The organism is Dongia sp. (assembly GCF_041909655.1).
Classification (GTDB): Bacteria; Pseudomonadota; Alphaproteobacteria; order Dongiales; family Dongiaceae; genus Dongia.
The window spans coordinates 347598-365239 of the sequence record NZ_JAYRDA010000002.1; the positions used below are offsets into that span (position 1 = coordinate 347598).

Consider the following 17642-nt stretch of genomic DNA (forward strand, 5'->3'; position numbering starts at 1 on the left):
AAATGTCCGGAGGAGATGGTGGGCGCTCGCAAAAAGTCAACCATCCCAAGGCAATTTTGCGGATTGTACTCACCCCGCAGACAAACGACCCGAACCGGCGTATGCTGGTTTTGTCGGGTCGCGGCTCTTTGCAGTCGCCGGCGGTCGAATGGATCGCTGACAGAATACTGACTGGCATCGGGAGCCGTCCCCTCGAAACCGAGATTCGGGAGGATGCATATGGCGACGACCATCAGAAACCCCATCGAATGGGGTTGGGACCAATTCAAGCACGCGGCTGACGCCCTGGATACGATCGGCCGCTCCTGGGACCATGCCGAGGCGCGGGAGCAGGTCCAGCCTGGAACCCTGCCGATCCGCAGGATCGATGTGGCGGCTTTTCGCGACATCTTCCGGCGCGCGGCGGCCGATTTCGGCGCCTACCGCACCGACGTCGTTTTCCTCTGCGTCATCTATCCGGTGATCGGCCTGGTGCTCGCCCGCTTCCTGTTCGGCTATCAGCTCCTGCCGATGCTGTTTCCCATGGCTTCCGGCTTTGCCCTCATCGGTCCCTTCGCCGCCATCGGCCTTTATGAAATGAGCCGCCAGCGCGAGATGGGGCGCGAGACCACCTGGGTCAATGCGCTGGCCGTCTTCCGCGCCCCAAATTTTGGCGCCATCCTGGGCTTGGGCCTGATCCTGGTCGCCGTGTTCCTCACCTGGATCGCCACCGCCTATGCCATCCAGACGGCAACGCTGGGAGCCGAGCCGCCACGCTCCATTCCCGGCTTTCTCAACGCCGTGTTCACGACACCGGCCGGCTGGGCGATGATCGGGATCGGCATCGGCGCGGGCCTTCTCTTCGCCGTCTTCGCGATGTCGATCAGCGTGATCTCGTTCCCGCTGCTGCTCGACCGCGATATCGGCCTTGGCACCGCGATCCGCACTTCGGTCCGCGCGGTCGCCGCCAACCCGATCCCGATGGCGGTGTGGGGCCTCATCGTCGCTGGTGGATTGGTGCTGGGCTCGCTGCCGTTCTTTGTCGGCCTGATCGTGGTGATCCCGATCCTGGGCCACGCCACCTGGCATCTTTACCGGCAGATCGTGCCCTAGGATTTGTGTGGCATCTCGGGCAGCGTCTTGCGCCATTTCGCGCGCAAGGCTGCCGGCCGTTCCGGAAAACGCGCTTCCAGCAAATCGATCGCGGCGATGCGATCGGTGCGGAAATGCCGGAAGTCCTGGCGCAATTCGCACCAGGCGATCAGCATGCGCACGGAATCGAGATAGCCAAGGCCGATCGGCCAGACGACACGCTGCGTCGCGCGCCCCTGCTCGTCGCGATAGCCCATCGCCAGTTTCCGCGCGTTGTGAATGGCGTGCCGGATGATGCCGACATCGATCTGATCGACCGGCAAGGTGCGGTGGGACGGCGCCAGACTCGCCGGTTCCAGCACGATCGGGCGCAGGCGCTCGGGCACCGCGGCCGCGATCTTCGCCACCAGATCCTGCGCCGCGCGGACAAGGCCCGCATCGCCGCGCGTCGCAACCAATTGCGCCCCCAGGACCGCGGCCTCGATCTCGTCCGCCGTCAGCATCAAGGGCGGCATGTCATGGCCGCCCTCCAGGACATAACCCACTCCCGCTTCGCCCCGGATCGGCACGCGCTGGGCCATCAGCGTCGCGATATCGCGGTAGACCGAGCGCTTGGAGGTCTCCAGCTCGCGCGCGATGGCGTCCGCCGTTACCGGCTGCCGGTGGCGGCGCAGGATCTGGATGATCTGGAACAGGCGGTCGGCGCGCCGCATCCACTTTCCCTTTTCGTTCGCTGCTGACACTAGGCTGGCAGCAGGGTGGCAGTAAAGAACAAGCCATCACCGAGAGCGCATGAAGGGGCCTGGCCATGACGATTGCAAAACCTGATCAACCCATTGTTCTATTTGGATTCGGTCCGAAATTCGATCTGCCGGAGGCGAGCCCCTTTGTAGCGAAGACCGAGACCCAGCTACGCATGGCAGGCCTCCCCTACCACAAGAACCTCACCGGCCGAGCGGAGGCGCCCAAGGGCAAGCTCCCCTATATCCGGGACGGCGCGGCGATCGTCGCCGATTCCACTTTCATCCGGCAGCATCTGGAATGGTCCTACGGGGTGGATTTCGATGCCGGCTACGACCTTGCGCAGCGGGCACTCGCCTGGTCGATCGAGCGCCTGCTGGAGGACCACCTCTATTGGATCGCCATGAAGTTTCGCTGGCTCGACCCCGACAATTTCGCCAAGGGACCGGCGCATTTTTTTGACGGCGCACCGGCCGAGATCCGCGACCGGCTGCGCAACGAGGCGCGCGAGGCGGTCCGCCAGCGCATGCTGGGCTACGGCATCGGCCGGCATGCCGACGAGGATATCCTCTTTCTGGCCACCCATTCGCTCTACAGCCTCGCCACCCTGCTGGGCGACAAACCCTATCTGTTGGGCGAGCGGCCCTGTGGCACCGATGCCACGGCTCTGGCCATGCTGGCGGCGATCATGACGCCCTTCTTCCCCGGCGAATTGCGCGATACGGCCATGAGCTTCGACAATCTCTATCCCTATGTGCTGCGCATGCTGGAAAAGTACTACCCGGATTTCGACCTCGCCGGCTGGCCGGAGGTAAAGCGGCCGAGCCTCTCTTGCGTCGCATGAAACGCCGGCCTGTTTCGGACGACTCGGTGACGGGGCGTAGCGTCGCAGAAGCCCGCTCGTGGGAGCGGGCCTTCCCTTGCTGCAAGGAGACTTGCGATGGTGACACCTCTTTCGACCGATCTCATGCTGCTGGTCTGGTCGGTGGCGCTCTGCGTCGTGCAGATGCTGATCGCCGTTTGCGCCAATCTGCCCCAGGTCGGCCTGCCCACTTTGGCCGGGAACCGCGACAACATGCCGGCGGCGGCGGGCCTCGCCGGCCGGGCGCTGCGGGCGCATTACAACATGCTGGAGAATCTCGGCCTCTTCGCCGCCCTCATCCTGGTCGCCCATGTCAGCGGCCGCGCCAACGAGATGACGGCACTGGGGGCGCAATTGTTCTTCTGGGCCCGGCTTGCCTATGCCCTCGTCTATCTCATCGGCATTCCCTGGGTGAGGACGGGAACCTGGGTGGTCTCGATGGCCGGCATCGTCCTTATCTTCCTGCAATTGCTCTAGGAACGCTGGCCGGCTGGCATCCGCCGGTCTTGCTTCCCATATAAGTGGGCGGGTCCGGAGACGGGCCCGCCCCTTTTTTGCGTTCGGCCTTTATTCTATAACCGGTGACATGAAACCACTTCAGGCAGATCCAATTGTCGAGGAACGCGCCATCGGCGCCGGTGAACCCCTCCCCGGCAAGCCATTCAAGCTCGTTTCCGATTACGTTCCAGCGGGCGACCAGCCCCAGGCGATCGCGCAATTGATTGCGGGGGTCGAAGCGCAGGAACGCGACCAGGTTCTCCTTGGCGTTACCGGCTCGGGCAAGACCTTCACCATGGCCCATGTGATCCAGGCGGTGCAGCGCCCGGCTCTGGTCCTGGCGCCCAACAAGACCCTGGCGGCCCAGCTTTATGGCGAGATGAAAAGCTTCTTCCCGGAAAACGCGGTCGAATACTTCGTCAGCTATTACGACTATTACCAGCCCGAGGCCTATGTGCCGCGGACCGATACCTATATCGAGAAGGAAAGCTCGCTCAACGAACAGATCGACCGCATGCGCCATTCGGCGACGCGCGCCCTGTTCGAGCGCCGCGACGTGATCATCGTCGCCTCGGTTTCCTGCATCTATGGTATCGGCGCGCCCGAGACCTATTCGACCATGACCATCACGCTGAAGCCCGGCGACAGCATCGATCTCAATCTCCTGCTGCGCCGCCTCATCGAGCTCCAGTACAAGCGCAACGAGACGGCCTTCTACCGCGGCACCTTCCGTTTGAAAGGCGACGTGCTGGAACTTTTCCCGGCCCATATGGAAGACCGCGCCTGGCGCCTCTCCATGTTCGGTGACGAGATCGAGACGATCGCCGAATTCGACCCGCTCACCGGGCAGAAGATCGTCGATCTGGACGAAATCAAGATCTACGCCAACAGCCATTACGTGACGCCGAAGCCGACCTTGCATCAGGCGGTGAAGCAGATCCGCGAGGAACTCAAGATCCGGCTGAAGGATCTCGAGGCGCAGAACAAATTGCTGGAAGCCCAGCGCCTGGAACAGCGTGTCAATTTCGACATGGAGATGATCGAGGCCACGGGCGTTTGTGCCGGCATCGAGAATTACTCGCGCTATCTGACCGGCCGCAATCCGGGCGAGCCGCCCCCGACCCTGTTCGAATATCTGCCGGGCGACGCGCTGCTCTTCGCCGATGAAAGCCATGTCTCGATCCCGCAGATCGGCGGCATGTTCAAGGGCGACTGGCACAGGAAGTCGACACTTGCCGAATACGGTTTCCGTCTGCCTTCCTGCACTGACAACCGGCCGCTTAAATTCGAGGAATGGGAACGCATGCGTCCCCAGACCGTGGCGGTCTCGGCGACCCCCGGTCCCTGGGAACTCAACCAGACCGGCGGCGCCTTCATCGAACAGGTGATCCGCCCCACGGGCCTCATCGATCCGGTCTGCATCGTGCGGCCGACCGAGACCCAGGTCGACGACGTGGTCGCCGAATGCAAGGAAGCGGCAAGGCTCGGCCAGCGCGTGCTCATCACGACGCTCACCAAGCGCATGGCCGAGGACCTCACCGAATATCTCCATGAATCCGGCGTGCGGGTGCGCTACATCCATTCCGACGTGGAAACCCTGGAGCGAATCGAGATCATCCGCGATCTGCGCCTCGGCGCCTTCGACGTGCTGGTCGGCATCAATCTGCTGCGTGAGGGCCTCGACATTCCGGAATGTGCGCTGGTCTGCATTCTGGATGCCGACAAGGAAGGTTTCCTGCGCTCACGCACCAGCCTGGTGCAGACCATCGGCCGCGCGGCGCGCAATCTCGACGGCCGCGTGCTGCTCTACGCCGACAGGATGACCGACAGCTTGAAATACGCGCTGGACGAGACCAGCCGCCGGCGCGAGAAGCAGCAGGCCTATAACGCCGCCAACGGCATCACGCCGGAATCGGTCCGGAAGAACATCTCCGACATCATGGAATCGGTCTATGAATCCGATCACGTGACGGTCGATACCGGCATCCTCGGCGAGCGGCATCTGCTTGGCCACAATCTCAAGGCGACCCTGGCCGAGCTCGAGAAGAAGATGCGCGAGGCCGCCGGCAATCTGGAATTTGAGGAGGCCGCCCGCTATCGCGACGAGATCAAGCGGCTGGAAGCCCTCGATCTGGAGATCCCCACGACCTCGGGCGGGTTGAAGGGCGGCCTGGACGCCGCCGGCAAACCCCTGCCCGACCGGCCCCGCGCCCGCTCCAGTGCCGGCCGCCCCGGCGAAGCGCCGCGCTTCAAGGACAAGAAGAACCGGCGGAGATAGAATTCACGCCTGCCGCGCCAGCATGACCTTGAAACGGCTGAGTGCCACGGCCAGGAACACGGCGCCCTGCACCGCGATGATCGCAAGCTGCGGCCAGATGATGTCGAACCCGGCACCGCGATAGAGCACACCCTGCGACAGCGACACGAAATGGGTGGAAGGCAGGATCTTCATCGCCACCTGAAAGAAGGTCGGCATGGATTCGACCGGCGTCGTGGACCCCGAGAGCAAATTCATCACCACGAAGCAGGGGATCGCCATCAGGCCGAATTGCGGCATGGAATTGGCAAAGGTCGCGAGCAGAATGCCCAGCGCCGTCGTCGCGAAAAGATAGATCGCGGCACTGCCAAGAAACAGCAGCTTCGAGCCAGCGACGGGCACACCCAGCAACAGATTGACAACGAAGTGCAGAGAGAGCGCCACGCCGAACAGGATGACGAGGCCATTCGCCCAGATCTTGGCGGCGGCGATCTCGCTTGCTGTCACCGGCATGACCAGCAGATGCTCGATCGTGCCCCGCTCGCGTTCGCGAATGACGGCGGCGCCCACCAGGATGATGGACAGAATGGTGACGTTCTGCACCACCTGCATCACCGCCATGAACGAGGCGGAATCCAAATTCGGATTGAAATAGGCGCGGATCACCACCTCGACCGGTGCCGTTTCAAAGGGACTCTGCGTCCCCAGGAACCGGTAGCTCTCGCGCGTGATGATCTCGTTGACGTAGCGCGTGCCGATCCCGGCCTGGGTCATCGCGGTGGCGTCGACCGAAAGTCCGATCACCGGCCGGCGCCCGGCCAGAAGATCGGATTCCATGCCCGGCGGCAGATCGAGAACGAAGGTGAAAAGGGCGCGGTCGAGACCGGCGTCGATTTCGGAGCGGTCGATCTCCTGCGGCGGCAGGAAATAAGGCGGCTGCAGCGCCTCGATGATGCGCCGCGACAATTGCGAGCCGTCGCCATCCACGACCGCGATCGCCGCATTGCGCACTTCGGTCCTGACACCATGGGCGACGGTATAGACCGAGATGGTGAAGGCAAAGACCATGAGGCCGAGCAGGACCGGGTCGCGGCCAAGCGCTGCAATCTCTTTCAACCCCAACCGATAGACATTGCCGAGCCACAAGCGGAATCCGCGCATCTCACCCCTCCTGCTTGGAGACGCAGAGACGCGCCAGCACCAGATAGCCGATCGCGAATGCGGCCAGCACCAGATACTCCTTGCCGAAGGAGGCGAAGCCCAGCCCCTTGGTGAAGACGCCGAGGCTGATGGTCTGGTACCAGGAAGCGGGAAAACCGAGGCCGATCCATTTGGCCCCACCTTCCAGCGTCGCCGTCGGGTAAAGCAGGCCGGAGAAATTCACCGCCGGCAGCACCGAGAGAATGGCCGCAGCGAAAATGGCCGCCACCTGGCTGGAGCAAAAGGCCGAGATCAACAGACCGAATCCGGTCGCGGCGGCAAGGTAGAGGACAACCCCCGCCATCATGGCAAGCAGGCTGCCCTTGGGGAAAATACCGAAGATCGGCACCGCCATCAGCGTCATCAGCAGGAAGGCGAAACAGCCGATGCCGATATAGGGCAGTTGCTTGCCGATGAGAAACTCGCCGATCCCCGCCGGCGAGGCATAGAGATTGGCGATGGTGCCCAGCTCCTTCTCGCGCACCACACCCAAAGCCGTCAGCATGGCAGGGATCAGCATCAGCAACAGCATGATGATGCCGGGTACGATGGCGACGACGCTCTTGAAATCCTGGTTGTAGCGAAAGCGCGGCACGAAATCGAAGGCGGTCGGCTCCTCATAGCGGCCGACAGTCTGCCGTGCGAGTTCGGCCGCGTAATTGAGCGCGATCCCTTCGACATAGCCACGCGCCGTCTCGCCGCGGAAGGGAAAGCTGCCGTCGATGAAGACGCCGATCTGCGGCTTGAGGTCCTGCATCCGGTAGCGCCCGAAATCCGGCGGGATCTCGATTGCCACCTGAACGTCGCCCGATTGCAGCCGGCGGTCGAGATCGTTGAAATCCACGATCGGCGGCTGTTCGGAGAAATAGACCGACCCGCCGAAACCTTCGACGGCACCCCGGCTGTCGATCGAGCGGTCGCGGTCCAGCACGGCATAGCGCAGATTCTCGACATCGAAGGACATGCCGAAACCGAAGCAGATGAGGAGAAAGAGCGGCGCCAGAAGAGCGAAGGTGAGGCGCACCGGATCGCGGCGTAGCTCCAGGGTTTCGCGCCGCGCGAAGACACCGATCCGGCGCAGCGAAGCCGGCATCCATGATCTGCCCGCTGGCGCCCAATCCTGCCGGGAATCGGTATCTTCCGCGTCGACCGACGCCGCAAGGACGCCTTCTTCCTGTTCGATCAGATGGACAAAGGCCTCGTCGAGATCGCCGCCGCCATGTTCGTCAGCCAAATCCTGCGGCGTGCCCACGGCCAGAACCCGGCCGCGATGCATGAAGGAAATGCGGTCGCAGCGCGCGGCCTCGCTCATGAAATGGGTGGAGACGAAAACGGTGACGCCTTCTTCGCGCGCAAGGTGCCCGATCTGCTGCCAGAAGGCATCGCGCGCCTCCGGATCGACGCCGGAAGTGGGTTCGTCGAGAATGAGAACCTTGGGATTGTGCAGGCAGGCCGCCGCCAATTGCAGGCGCTGCCGCTGCCCCAGGGAAAGATCACCGGGATTCCGCTCGGCCAGATTCGTGAGCTCGAAACGCTCCATGGCGAGGCGCAAACGCGCGGCCATCTCGCCCGCCAGCACCTGATAGAGCCGCGCATGCAGCTCCAGATTGGCGCGCACGGTCAGTTCCTCATAGAGCGAGAAACCCTGCGACATGTAGCCGATATTGAGGCGGGTATTGCGATCCTGCGCGGCGATCGGCCGCCCCAGCAATTGACCTTCCCCGCTGCTGACTGGCAGCAGACCGGTCAGCATCTTCATCGTGGTGGTCTTGCCGCAGCCATTGGAGCCGAGAAAACCGAAGATCTCGCCCGCTTCGATGCGGAAGCTGACCCGGTCGACCGCCACGAAATCACCGAAACGCCGCGTCAATTCCTTTGCTTCGATGACGGGTGGCCCATCGTGAGGCACGCGTGGCGGCATATGCCACTCCGACATTTCCCCGACAGGGTGGCCGCCCCGACGCAAGGCGACGAAGGCATCTTCAAGCTTCGCCGTGCCGGTCTGGCGCAGGATCTCGGCCAGCTTGCCCACGGCCAGCAGGCGACCCCCGTCGACGATGGCGATCTGATCGAACTGGACGGCTTCCTCCATATAGGCCGTCGCCACCACCATGGTCAGATGGGGTCGATCCGTTCGGATGTCTTCGATCAATTGCCAGAACTGGCGACGCGACAGCGGATCGACGCCGGTGGTCGGTTCGTCGAGGATCAAGAGATCAGGATCGTGCACCAGCGCGCAGCAGAGGCCGAGCTTCTGCTTCATGCCGCCCGAGAGCTTGCCCGACGGCCGATCCGGAAAGGGCGCAAGGCCAGTTGCTTTCAGCAAGCGCCGGCGCCGCTCGGCCCGTTCCCGCCCCTCGACGCCGAAGAGACCGGCGAAGAAATCGATATTCTCGGCAACGGACAAAGTGGGATAGAGATTTTTGCCGAGGCCCTGCGGCATGTAGGCGATCCGCGGCGCCACGTCATCGCGATGGCCGCGCGATCGCATGTCGCCGCCCAGTACCTCGACACTGCCGCCTTGGATGCGCCGCGTCCCGGCGATCAGCGACAACAGGGTCGATTTGCCGACGCCGTCCGGCCCGATCACCGCGAGCGAGGTCCCGGCCGGGATCGCAAGCTCGATATCCTCGAGCGCAAAGTGGCGGTTGTGGCGGTAATGCAATCCGGTCAGGCGAACCGCGACATCTGCCATGGGGATCATCCCTGGCGCATTCATTGCGCGGCGTCATCCCCGGGTGCCGGCGGCAGTTTCACGGCGAGATAGTCCGGCCAGGCCGCCTGCGGGTCGACCTGCAGATAGGCATTGCCGGTGAGGCCCGCTTTCACATAATCGCGATAGGTCATGAGGATTTCCTGATCGATCTCGACCTTGATCCGGTAGGTCAGCTTGTCGCGCTCGGTCTTCGTTTCGACGAATTTCGGCGTGAACTGAGCCTCCGCCGCCACGAAGCTGATCTTCGCCGGTATGACGTATTCGGCGGCGGCGTCCAGGACGATGCGCGCCTCTGCGCCGACACCGACCCGGCCAGCGACGGCCGTCGGGAAGAAAACCACCATGTGCACATCGGCCAGATCCAGCAGGGTCGCCACCTGACCACCAGCCGCCAGCACTTCGCCCGCCTTGACCAACCGGTATTCCACGCGGCCGTCGGTCGGCGCCTTCAGGGTCATGTCGGCGATCACGGCTTCCAGCCGCAGCACGCGGGCGGCGGCTGCATTGGCCGCGGCTTTGGTATCCTCGACCGTCACCAGCGCTCCCTTGAGGGATGCCGCCGCCACATCGCGTTGCGCGCGCCGTCGATCCACTTCCGCGACCGAGCTCGCATTCTTCTTTTGCAAGGTGGTCGCGCGCTCGAGTTCTATCTCGGCAAGATTGAGATCGGCCTGACGAATGCCGATATCCGCCTCGGCCTTGTTGATGCCTTGTTGCGCCTGGCGCTCATTGGCTTTCGCTTCAGCCAGTTCCGCTAGCAATTCGGCGACATCCATTTCCGCGACCACCGATCCTTCGGTCACGAAATCGCCTTCATCGACCCTTATCTCGGCGACCCGGCCGGCATATTTGGTCGCCACCGCCACCCGTTCCACTTCGATCCGGCCATTGGCGACAGCAAAGCCGGTCAAGGCCGCTTCGGCCTGGCGCTGCTGCCAGAACACATAGCCGGCACTGCCGGCCCCAATCAGAAGCAGGGCAAGAATGATGTAGAACAGCCGCATGATCGCAACCACCTTCCGCACAAACAAGAATGGGGCCGGAAACCCGACCCCATTCTGTCATGCCAGTGCGTCGCGGCAAGCGCCTTGATTTAAATCAAGCCCACCGAACTTAAGCCCGTACCAGCGGCTTGTACTTGATGCGGTGCGGCTGGTCGGCATCCGACCCCAGGCGGCGATGGCGGTCCACCTCGTAATCCTGGTAATTGCCCTCGAACCATTCCACATGGCTGTCGCCTTCGAAGGCCAGGATATGGGTGGCGATGCGGTCGAGGAACCAGCGATCGTGGCTGGTGACGACCACGCAGCCGGCAAAATCCAGCAGCGCTTCTTCCAGGGCCCGCAAGGTATCGACATCGAGATCGTTGGTCGGCTCGTCGAGCAGCAGGACGTTGGCACCCGATTTCAGCATCTTGGCGAGGTGCACGCGGTTGCGCTCGCCGCCCGAGAGCTGGCCCACCTTCTTCTGCTGGTCGGTGCCCTTGAAATTGAAACCGGCGACATAGGCGCGGCTCGGCACCTTGCGCTTGCCGAGTTCGATTTCGTCGTGACCGTCCGAAACTTCCTCCCACACGGTCTTGTTCCCGTTGAGGCTGTCGCGCGACTGATCGATATAGCCCAGCTTCACCGTCTCGCCGACCTTGAAGCTGCCGCCATCGGGTTTTTCCTGGCCGGTGATCATGCGGAAGAGCGTCGTCTTGCCGGCGCCGTTGGGGCCGATCACGCCAACGATGCCGCCGGGCGGCAGGCGGAACGAGAGATCCTCGATCAACAGACGGTCGCCGAAGCCTTTGTTGAGATGCTCGGCCTCAATGACGAGATCGCCGAGGCGGGGACCCGCCGGAATATAGATCTGCGCTGCGTCCTGGGCCTTGTCGTTCTGCTGAGCGAGCAAGGTCTCGTAGGCGGTGACGCGGGCCTTCGATTTCGCCTGGCGCGCCTTGGGGCTCTGGCGGATCCATTCCAGCTCGCGATCCAGCGCGCGCTGACGCGAGGATTCCGATTTCTGTTCCTGCTCCTGGCGCTTGGCCTTCTGCTCCAGCCAGCCGGAGTAATTCCCCTCGAAGGGAATGCCCTGGCCGCGATCGAGCTCCAGAATCCAGCCGGCCACATTGTCGAGGAAATAGCGGTCATGGGTCACGGCAACAACCGTGCCCTTGTATTCTTCCAGGAAATGCTCCAGCCAGGCGACCGATTCCGCGTCGAGATGGTTGGTAGGCTCGTCGAGCAGCAGCATGTCGGGATTGGAGAGCAGCAGGCGGCAAAGCGCCACGCGGCGCCGCTCGCCGCCCGAGAGCTTGGTGACGTCCGCATCCGAGGGCGGGCAGCGAAGCGCATCCATCGCGATCTCGACCTTGCGCTGGATGTCCCAGGCATCGGCGGCGTCGATCTTCTCCTGCAACTCCGCCTGCTTGGCAAGCAGCGTGTCGAAATCGGCATCCGGATCGGCCATGGCGTTGGAGACCGCCTCGAAATCCTCGAGCAGCTTCGCGGTGGCGCCGACGCCTTCCATGACGTTGCCGAGCACGTCCTTCTTCGGGTCGAGTTCCGGCTCCTGCGCCAGATAGCCCACCGAGACGCCGTCGGCGGCCCAGGCCTCGCCGTTAAACTCCTTGTCGATCCCCGCCATCATCTTGAGGAGCGTCGATTTACCCGAGCCGTTATGGCCGAGCACGCCGATCTTGGCGCCGGGCAGGAACGAGAGCCAGATATTCTCCAGCACCTTCTTGCCGCCCGGATAGGTCTTTGAAAGACCCTTCATCACGTAAATGTATTGATACGCCGCCATTTTTTGCTCCGACCCACGAAAACCTTCGGCCTGATCGCCGTTTCGGCGCCTTACTTAGACGATTGGGGCGGTAGGTGGAAGGGGTGGCCGGAAAGCATCCGCTTTGCGGGCTACAAATCGAGCGCGATCCCGGCTATCTTCGCGACCGCCTGGCCGGATTGGCCATTCCAGCCAAGAGCCCGGTTTTATCATGCCCGCCCCAGAAGCCGCCCAGCGCCCCCTTTTCGGCATCGTCCTGATGCTGGCCGCCATGGCGATCCTCCCTTTCCTGGACGTGGTCGCGAAACATCTCGGCCAGACGGGTGTTCCGGTCATCCAGATCGTCTGGGCGCGGCTTTTCTTCGGCATGCTGCTGACCTTGCCCTTCGCCCTCAAGATCGGCGGCCTCAAGGGCGTGGTGCCGGATCCCTTCTGGATGCACACCCTGCGCGGGCTTTTCTTGTGCGGGGCGACTTTCTTCTTTTTCTGGGGCCTCAAATTCCTGCCCATCGCCGACACGCTGGCGATCTTCTTCGTGCAGCCCTTGATCGTCACCATGCTCTCGCCGGTCATGCTGGGCGAAAAGGTCGGCATCCGCCGCTGGGTCGCAGTCGTGGTGGGTTTCATCGGCACGCTCATCATCATCCGGCCGGGTTTCCAGGAATTCAACCCGGGCATGCTGATGGCATTGGCCGCCGGTACCTCGCTCGCCATCTACATGCTGCTCACCCGCAAGATCTCGGGCCGCGCCAATCCGATGGTCACGACTTTCCATACCAATATCGTCGGCGCCGTCCTTACCGGCATCGCCGTGCTGTTCTTCTGGCAGCCCCTGACGCTCGAACAATGGCTGATGTTTCCGCTCCTCGGCCTCATCGCCACGATCGGCCATTCGCTGATCGTCAAAGCCTATGACCATGCCGAGGCCTCGTTGCTGGCTCCCTTCGCCTATGCCGAGATGATCATGGCCGTGGTCGCCGGCTGGTATTTCTTCGGCGATTTCCCGGACCGCTGGACCTTTGTCGGGGTCGGCATCCTGATCGCCTGCGCGCTCTACATTTCCTACCGCGAACGAATCCGCAAACTCCCCGCCAGCGTTTCGGGCGAGCATTCCTGAAAGCCTGCGGCGTTCAGCCCGCCGAGATTGCTTCCACCCTATTGATTGATTATGTTTCCATCGTATCAATCATAAGAGTTGGGGCACTCGACATGAATTTCTTCAAGCGTAGCCTAGCCATTATTTTGGTCACGGCGATGACATCATTTGTTGCGGCTTGCGGCACGCCGGAATCTCTCAGCTATCCGCCCGGCAAAACCCTGAAAATTACCAGCGACGTTTGGGGCGCTTTTCAAGAATACCGCGAATTGCAGGGCGGCGTGCGCAAGAACGGCTTTTTTCTGGTCGCCATGCATAACGATGTCGGTGTGGGCTCGCGCTGGAGCTATTGCCCACCCTCGGCGGATTATTGCCGCGAGGGTGGCTTGAATCTCGCCAGCCAGATGTGCCGGGACGAGCGGTTGACCTGTGTGCTGTTTGCGCGCGGGCCACAGATTGTCCTCCCCTATGAGATCGTCAATTAAGGCGCCGTTTCGCGCCGGACGACCATGTCCGAAAACCGCGAGTACCGAGGTGTGTTCCATGGCATTCTCTGGCCATGGAACACCGCCTTCACCTCACGGGCGATCCCGTCTCTCTTGATCCCCTGGCCTGCTACCGGGCGCTGGAGACGCGCGATGCGCGCTTCGACGGCCGGCTTTTCGTCGGCGTCACCTCGACCCGGATCTATTGCCGGCCGATCTGCCCGGCGCGGACAGCGAAATTCGTCCATTGCCGCTTTTATCCCAGCGCCGCCGCCGCGCAGGAGGCAGGATTCCGCCCCTGCCTCCGCTGCCGGCCGGAAACGGCACCGGAACTTGGCGCCTGGCACGGCACCTCGAATACCGTCTCGCGCGGCCTCGCGCTCATTGCCGAGGGCGCGCTCGATGGCGAGGATGCCAGCGTCGATGATCTCGCTTCCCGCCTCGGCATCGGCGAGCGGCAATTGCGGCGCCTCTTCAAGGAGCATCTCGGCGCCTCGCCGATCGCGGTCGCCCAGGCCCGGCGCGTGCATTTCGCCAAGCAGCTCATTCACGATACCGATCTGCCGATGACCGAGGTGGCCGCGGCCGCCGGCTTCGGCAGTCTGCGCCGCTTCAACGAATGCTTTCAGATGCTTTACCGGCGCCCGCCCGGCGCATTGCGGCGCCGGGCGCCCACGCATCAACTAGCCGATGGCGTGACTCTCCGCCTGCCCTATCGCCCCCCTTACGACTGGCCGACGATGCTGGGCTTTCTGGCGGCGCGTGCCATTCCGGGCATGGAAGGCGTCGCCGGTGATCGCTATATCCGGGCCATCGCCCTCGATGGCAAGGCCGGCACCATCGAGATCGGCCATCTGCCGGCGCGGCACTCTCTCGCCGTGACGATCCGCTTTCCCAACCTACGCGCTTTGCCGGCCATCGTGCGGCGCATCCGGCGCGTCTTCGATCTCGGCGCCGATGTGACGATGATCGGCGCGCAGCTCGCAGATGATCCGCTGCTCGGCCCGATGATCGCCGCACGGCCGGGTTTGCGCGTACCCGGTGGCTGGGACGGTTTTGAACTCGCCATCCGCGCCATTCTCGGGCAACAGATCACCATCGCCGCCGCGCGCAAACTGGGCCAGCAATTGGTGGCGCTTTGTGGTGGCGCCGTTCCGGCCAACGCCCACGGGCTGACGCATTGTTTCCCGACGCCCCTACAATTGCTGGCGAGCGATCTCGACATACTCGGCATGCCGGGTGCCCGGCGCCAGGCGCTCATCGCCATGGCGGAAGCCGCGGCGGCTGATCCGGATCTTTTTCAGGCACGCGGCAGCATCGAGGAAACCGTGGCGCGGCTCCGCGACATCCGCGGCATCGGCGACTGGAGCGCCCATTACATTGCCCTCAGGGTCGTGCGGGAAAGCGACGCCTTCCCGGCGAGCGATATTGGCCTCCTCCGCGGGGCGACGCCACCCGGCGGAACCCGACCGACACCCAAGGAACTAGCGGCGATGGCCGAAGCCTGGCGCCCCTGGCGCGCCTATGCCGCCCAGCATCTCTGGGCCGCCGATCCCGCTATCTAGGAGAGATTGATCATGCCGGCACCGGAACAGCTTCTTGTCGATCGCTTTGAGACGCCGATCGGCACGCTTGTCGTTATCGCCGATGCCGCTGGACATCTGCGCGCGATCGACTGGCAGGATCACGAAGAACGCATGCTGCGTCTGCTGGCGCGCCACTGCCGCAAATCCGGCTATGTGTTGAAGCCAAGCCGCGACCCGCATGGCCTGCGCCAGGCCTTGCAGGCCTATTTCAAGGGCGAGCATGATGTCATCGACCGCCTCAAGGTCGCGACCGACGGCACGGATTTCCAGCGTTCGGTCTGGCGCGAATTGCGGCGCATTCCCTGCGGCAAGACCATTTCCTATGCCGAACTCGCGCGCCGTATCGGCAAGCCCAAGGCGATGCGCGCCGTGGGCCTTGCCAACGGCTCCAACCCGATCAGCATTGTGGTGCCCTGTCATCGCGTCATCGGTGCCGATGGCAGCCTGACCGGCTATGGCGGCGGCATCGAGCGCAAGAGCTGGCTGCTGCGGCACGAAGGCGCTCTCGCCCGATAAAAAAAGGGCCCCGCCTTGCGGCGGAGCCCTGCGAGGGGAACGGTATTGATCTGGATTTACCAGACCTCGGCACGGTGATCCTTCGTTTCGTGAATAAAGAACATCCCGACCAGGAAGGTCATCGCCGCGATGATGATCGGGTACCACAGGCCGTAATAGATATCGCCCTGTGCCGCCACCATGGCGAAGCTGATCGTCGGCAGCAGGCCTCCAAACCAGCCGTTGCCGATGTGATACGGCAGCGACATCGAGGTATAGCGGATGCGGGTCGGGAACATCTCGACCAACATGGCCGCGATTGGGCCATAGACCATGGTTACCAGGACCACCAGATAGACCAGCAGCAATGTTGTGCCGATGGTCCGCAGACTGAAGCCAAATTCCAAATCAGATTTGGCTGGATAACCGGCCGCCGTCACTGCGGCACTCATTTCCGCCGTGAATGCATCCGTTTTGGCTTTCAGTTCCTCTGCCGGCAACCCCAGGCCTTCGAAGCTGGCGATCGTCGTATCACCGACGCGCACTTGCGCCGCCGTGCCCGCGGGCGCTTCTTCGTTCTTGTAGGTCACCGAGTTCTTGGCCAAGAAGCTCTTCGCAATGTCGCAGGAGCTGAGGAACTTAGCCTTGCCCACCGGATCGAATTGGAACGAACAGGCTTGAGGATCGGCGACGACCGTCACCGGGGCGCTGGCCTGCGCGGCCTCCAACGCTGGATTGGCGAAATGCGTGATTGCCTTGAACACCGGGAAATAGGTGAACACGGCCAAAAGGCATCCGGCCAGGATGATGCGCTTGCGGCCAATCTTGTCGGACAACCAGCCGAACAGGATAAAGCCAGGCGTACCGATGGCCAGCGAGATGGCGATCAGCAGATTGGCCGTTGTGGCATCGACCTTTAGCGATTGGGTGAGGAAGAACAGGGCATAGAACTGGCCTGTGTACCAGACGACGGCCTGACCGGCCGTGAGGCCGAACAGAGCCAGGAGCACGATCTTGAGGTTGCGCCATTGCCCGAAGCTCTCGGTCAGCGGAGCCTTTGATCCTTTGCCTTCGTCCTTCATCTTCTGGAACGTTGGCGATTCGCTGAGCTTCATGCGAATCCAGACGGAAACCAAAAGCAACAGCAACGAGATCAGGAACGGAATGCGCCAGCCCCAATCGGCAAATGCCTCCTCTCCGACCGAGGTGCGGGTTACCAGGATGACCAGCAGCGACAGGAACAGACCCAGCGTCGCCGTGGTCTGAATCCAGCTGGTGTGCAGACCACGCTTGCCGGCAGGTGCATGCTCGGCCACATAAGTCGCAGCGCCACCATACTCGCCGCCAAGGGCCAGACCCTGCAGAATGCGGAGCGCTACGAGAATGATCGGCGCTGCGATTCCGATAGTGGCATAGCTCGGCAACAATCCAACGACGAAAGTCGAGATACCCATGATCGAGATGGTGACCAGGAAGGTATACTTGCGGCCAACCAGATCGCCGATACGGCCGAAGAAGATGGCGCCGAACGGCCGTACGATAAAGCCGGCGGCAAAGGCCATCAGTGCGAAAATGAAACCGGCGGTCGGATTGACGCCGGAAAAGAACTGCTTGGAAATGATGACGGCGAGCGCGCCATAAAGATAAAAATCGTACCACTCGAAGACGGTGCCTAAAGAAGAGGCAAAGACCACCATTTTCGAGTCTGCGGGCTCGCGGGTCTTTGCCAGACCTGCCGGTTCGGCCAGGGTTGACATGCTGATTCCTCCCAAGAAATGCGAATGCGACGGGAAGGCAGCCATCGCCGGAATCGGCTGTGTCCTACTGCGCCCAGTCACGGCATCTCTCATAAGGCGGCAAACAGCA

General features: G+C 62.8%; 14 protein-coding genes. 8 read left to right on the top strand and 6 right to left on the bottom strand.

Going from position 1 to position 17642, the window contains the following annotated elements; translation table 11 throughout:
• Positions 1-219: 219 nt before the first annotated feature.
• A complete protein-coding gene (locus tag ACE3PR_RS04780) occupies positions 220-1092 on the top strand; it encodes a DUF2189 domain-containing protein (RefSeq protein ID WP_374368757.1) in 873 nt (290 codons plus the stop codon).
• Here ACE3PR_RS04780 and ACE3PR_RS04785 read toward each other — a convergent pair.
• Positions 1089-1784, bottom strand: coding sequence for a helix-turn-helix transcriptional regulator (locus ACE3PR_RS04785; RefSeq protein WP_374368759.1), 696 nt, complete (start codon positions 1782-1784; stop codon positions 1089-1091). The genes ACE3PR_RS04780 and ACE3PR_RS04785 overlap by 4 nt on opposite strands.
• Before the next feature lie 95 nt (positions 1785-1879).
• Here ACE3PR_RS04785 and ACE3PR_RS04790 point away from each other — a divergent pair, with 95 nt between their 5' ends.
• From ACE3PR_RS04790 to uvrB, 3 genes are all read left to right on the top strand, one after another.
• The gene (locus ACE3PR_RS04790; RefSeq protein ID WP_374368761.1) at positions 1880-2656 is read left to right on the top strand and encodes a glutathione S-transferase family protein; all 777 of its coding nucleotides are present in this window, start codon (positions 1880-1882) and stop codon (positions 2654-2656) included.
• Between the two features lie 96 nt (positions 2657-2752).
• Entirely contained in the window at positions 2753-3151 is a 399-nt protein-coding gene (locus tag ACE3PR_RS04795; protein WP_374368763.1) for an MAPEG family protein, read from the top strand.
• A 109-nt stretch (positions 3152-3260) separates the two neighbouring features.
• On the top strand, positions 3261-5450 hold the full coding sequence (gene uvrB / locus ACE3PR_RS04800; protein ID WP_374368765.1) for an excinuclease ABC subunit UvrB: 2190 nt from the start codon (positions 3261-3263) through the stop codon (positions 5448-5450).
• A gap of 3 nt (positions 5451-5453) precedes the next feature.
• Here the strand turns inward: uvrB and ACE3PR_RS04805 are convergent, their stop codons facing one another.
• The 4 genes from ACE3PR_RS04805 to ettA all read right to left on the bottom strand — a co-directional run bounded on the left by ACE3PR_RS04805 (position 5454) and on the right by ettA (position 12135).
• Positions 5454-6590 (bottom strand): ABC transporter permease, encoded by a 1137-nt coding sequence (locus ACE3PR_RS04805; RefSeq protein ID WP_374368767.1) that lies wholly within the window; start codon positions 6588-6590, stop codon positions 5454-5456.
• 1 nt (position 6591) lies between these two features.
• The gene (gene rbbA / locus ACE3PR_RS04810) at positions 6592-9324 is read right to left on the bottom strand and encodes a ribosome-associated ATPase/putative transporter RbbA (RefSeq protein ID WP_374368770.1); all 2733 of its coding nucleotides are present in this window, start codon (positions 9322-9324) and stop codon (positions 6592-6594) included.
• Between the two features lie 20 nt (positions 9325-9344).
• The gene (locus tag ACE3PR_RS04815; RefSeq protein WP_374368772.1) at positions 9345-10349 is read right to left on the bottom strand and encodes an HlyD family secretion protein; all 1005 of its coding nucleotides are present in this window, start codon (positions 10347-10349) and stop codon (positions 9345-9347) included.
• 109 nt (positions 10350-10458) lie between these two features.
• Positions 10459-12135 (bottom strand): energy-dependent translational throttle protein EttA, encoded by a 1677-nt coding sequence (ettA, locus tag ACE3PR_RS04820; protein ID WP_374368774.1) that lies wholly within the window; start codon positions 12133-12135, stop codon positions 10459-10461.
• Between the two features lie 190 nt (positions 12136-12325).
• Here ettA and ACE3PR_RS04825 point away from each other — a divergent pair, with 190 nt between their 5' ends.
• The 4 genes from ACE3PR_RS04825 (at position 12326) to ogt (ending at position 15797) form a co-directional block, all read left to right on the top strand.
• Complete coding sequence (locus tag ACE3PR_RS04825; RefSeq protein WP_374368776.1) at positions 12326-13231, top strand: DMT family transporter; 906 nt, start codon at positions 12326-12328, stop codon at positions 13229-13231.
• Between the two features lie 92 nt (positions 13232-13323).
• Complete coding sequence (locus ACE3PR_RS04830) at positions 13324-13695, top strand: hypothetical protein (protein WP_374368778.1); 372 nt, start codon at positions 13324-13326, stop codon at positions 13693-13695.
• Positions 13696-13769: 74 nt separating this feature from the next.
• Entirely contained in the window at positions 13770-15260 is a 1491-nt protein-coding gene (locus ACE3PR_RS04835) for an AlkA N-terminal domain-containing protein (protein ID WP_374368780.1), read from the top strand.
• 12 nt (positions 15261-15272) lie between these two features.
• Positions 15273-15797, top strand: coding sequence for a methylated-DNA--[protein]-cysteine S-methyltransferase (ogt, locus tag ACE3PR_RS04840; RefSeq protein ID WP_374368782.1), 525 nt, complete (start codon positions 15273-15275; stop codon positions 15795-15797).
• A gap of 56 nt (positions 15798-15853) precedes the next feature.
• On the opposite strand, the gene ACE3PR_RS04845 is transcribed toward ogt, so the two are convergent.
• The gene (locus tag ACE3PR_RS04845) at positions 15854-17533 is read right to left on the bottom strand and encodes an MFS transporter (protein WP_374368784.1); all 1680 of its coding nucleotides are present in this window, start codon (positions 17531-17533) and stop codon (positions 15854-15856) included.
• Between the last annotated feature and the right edge of the window lie 109 nt (positions 17534-17642).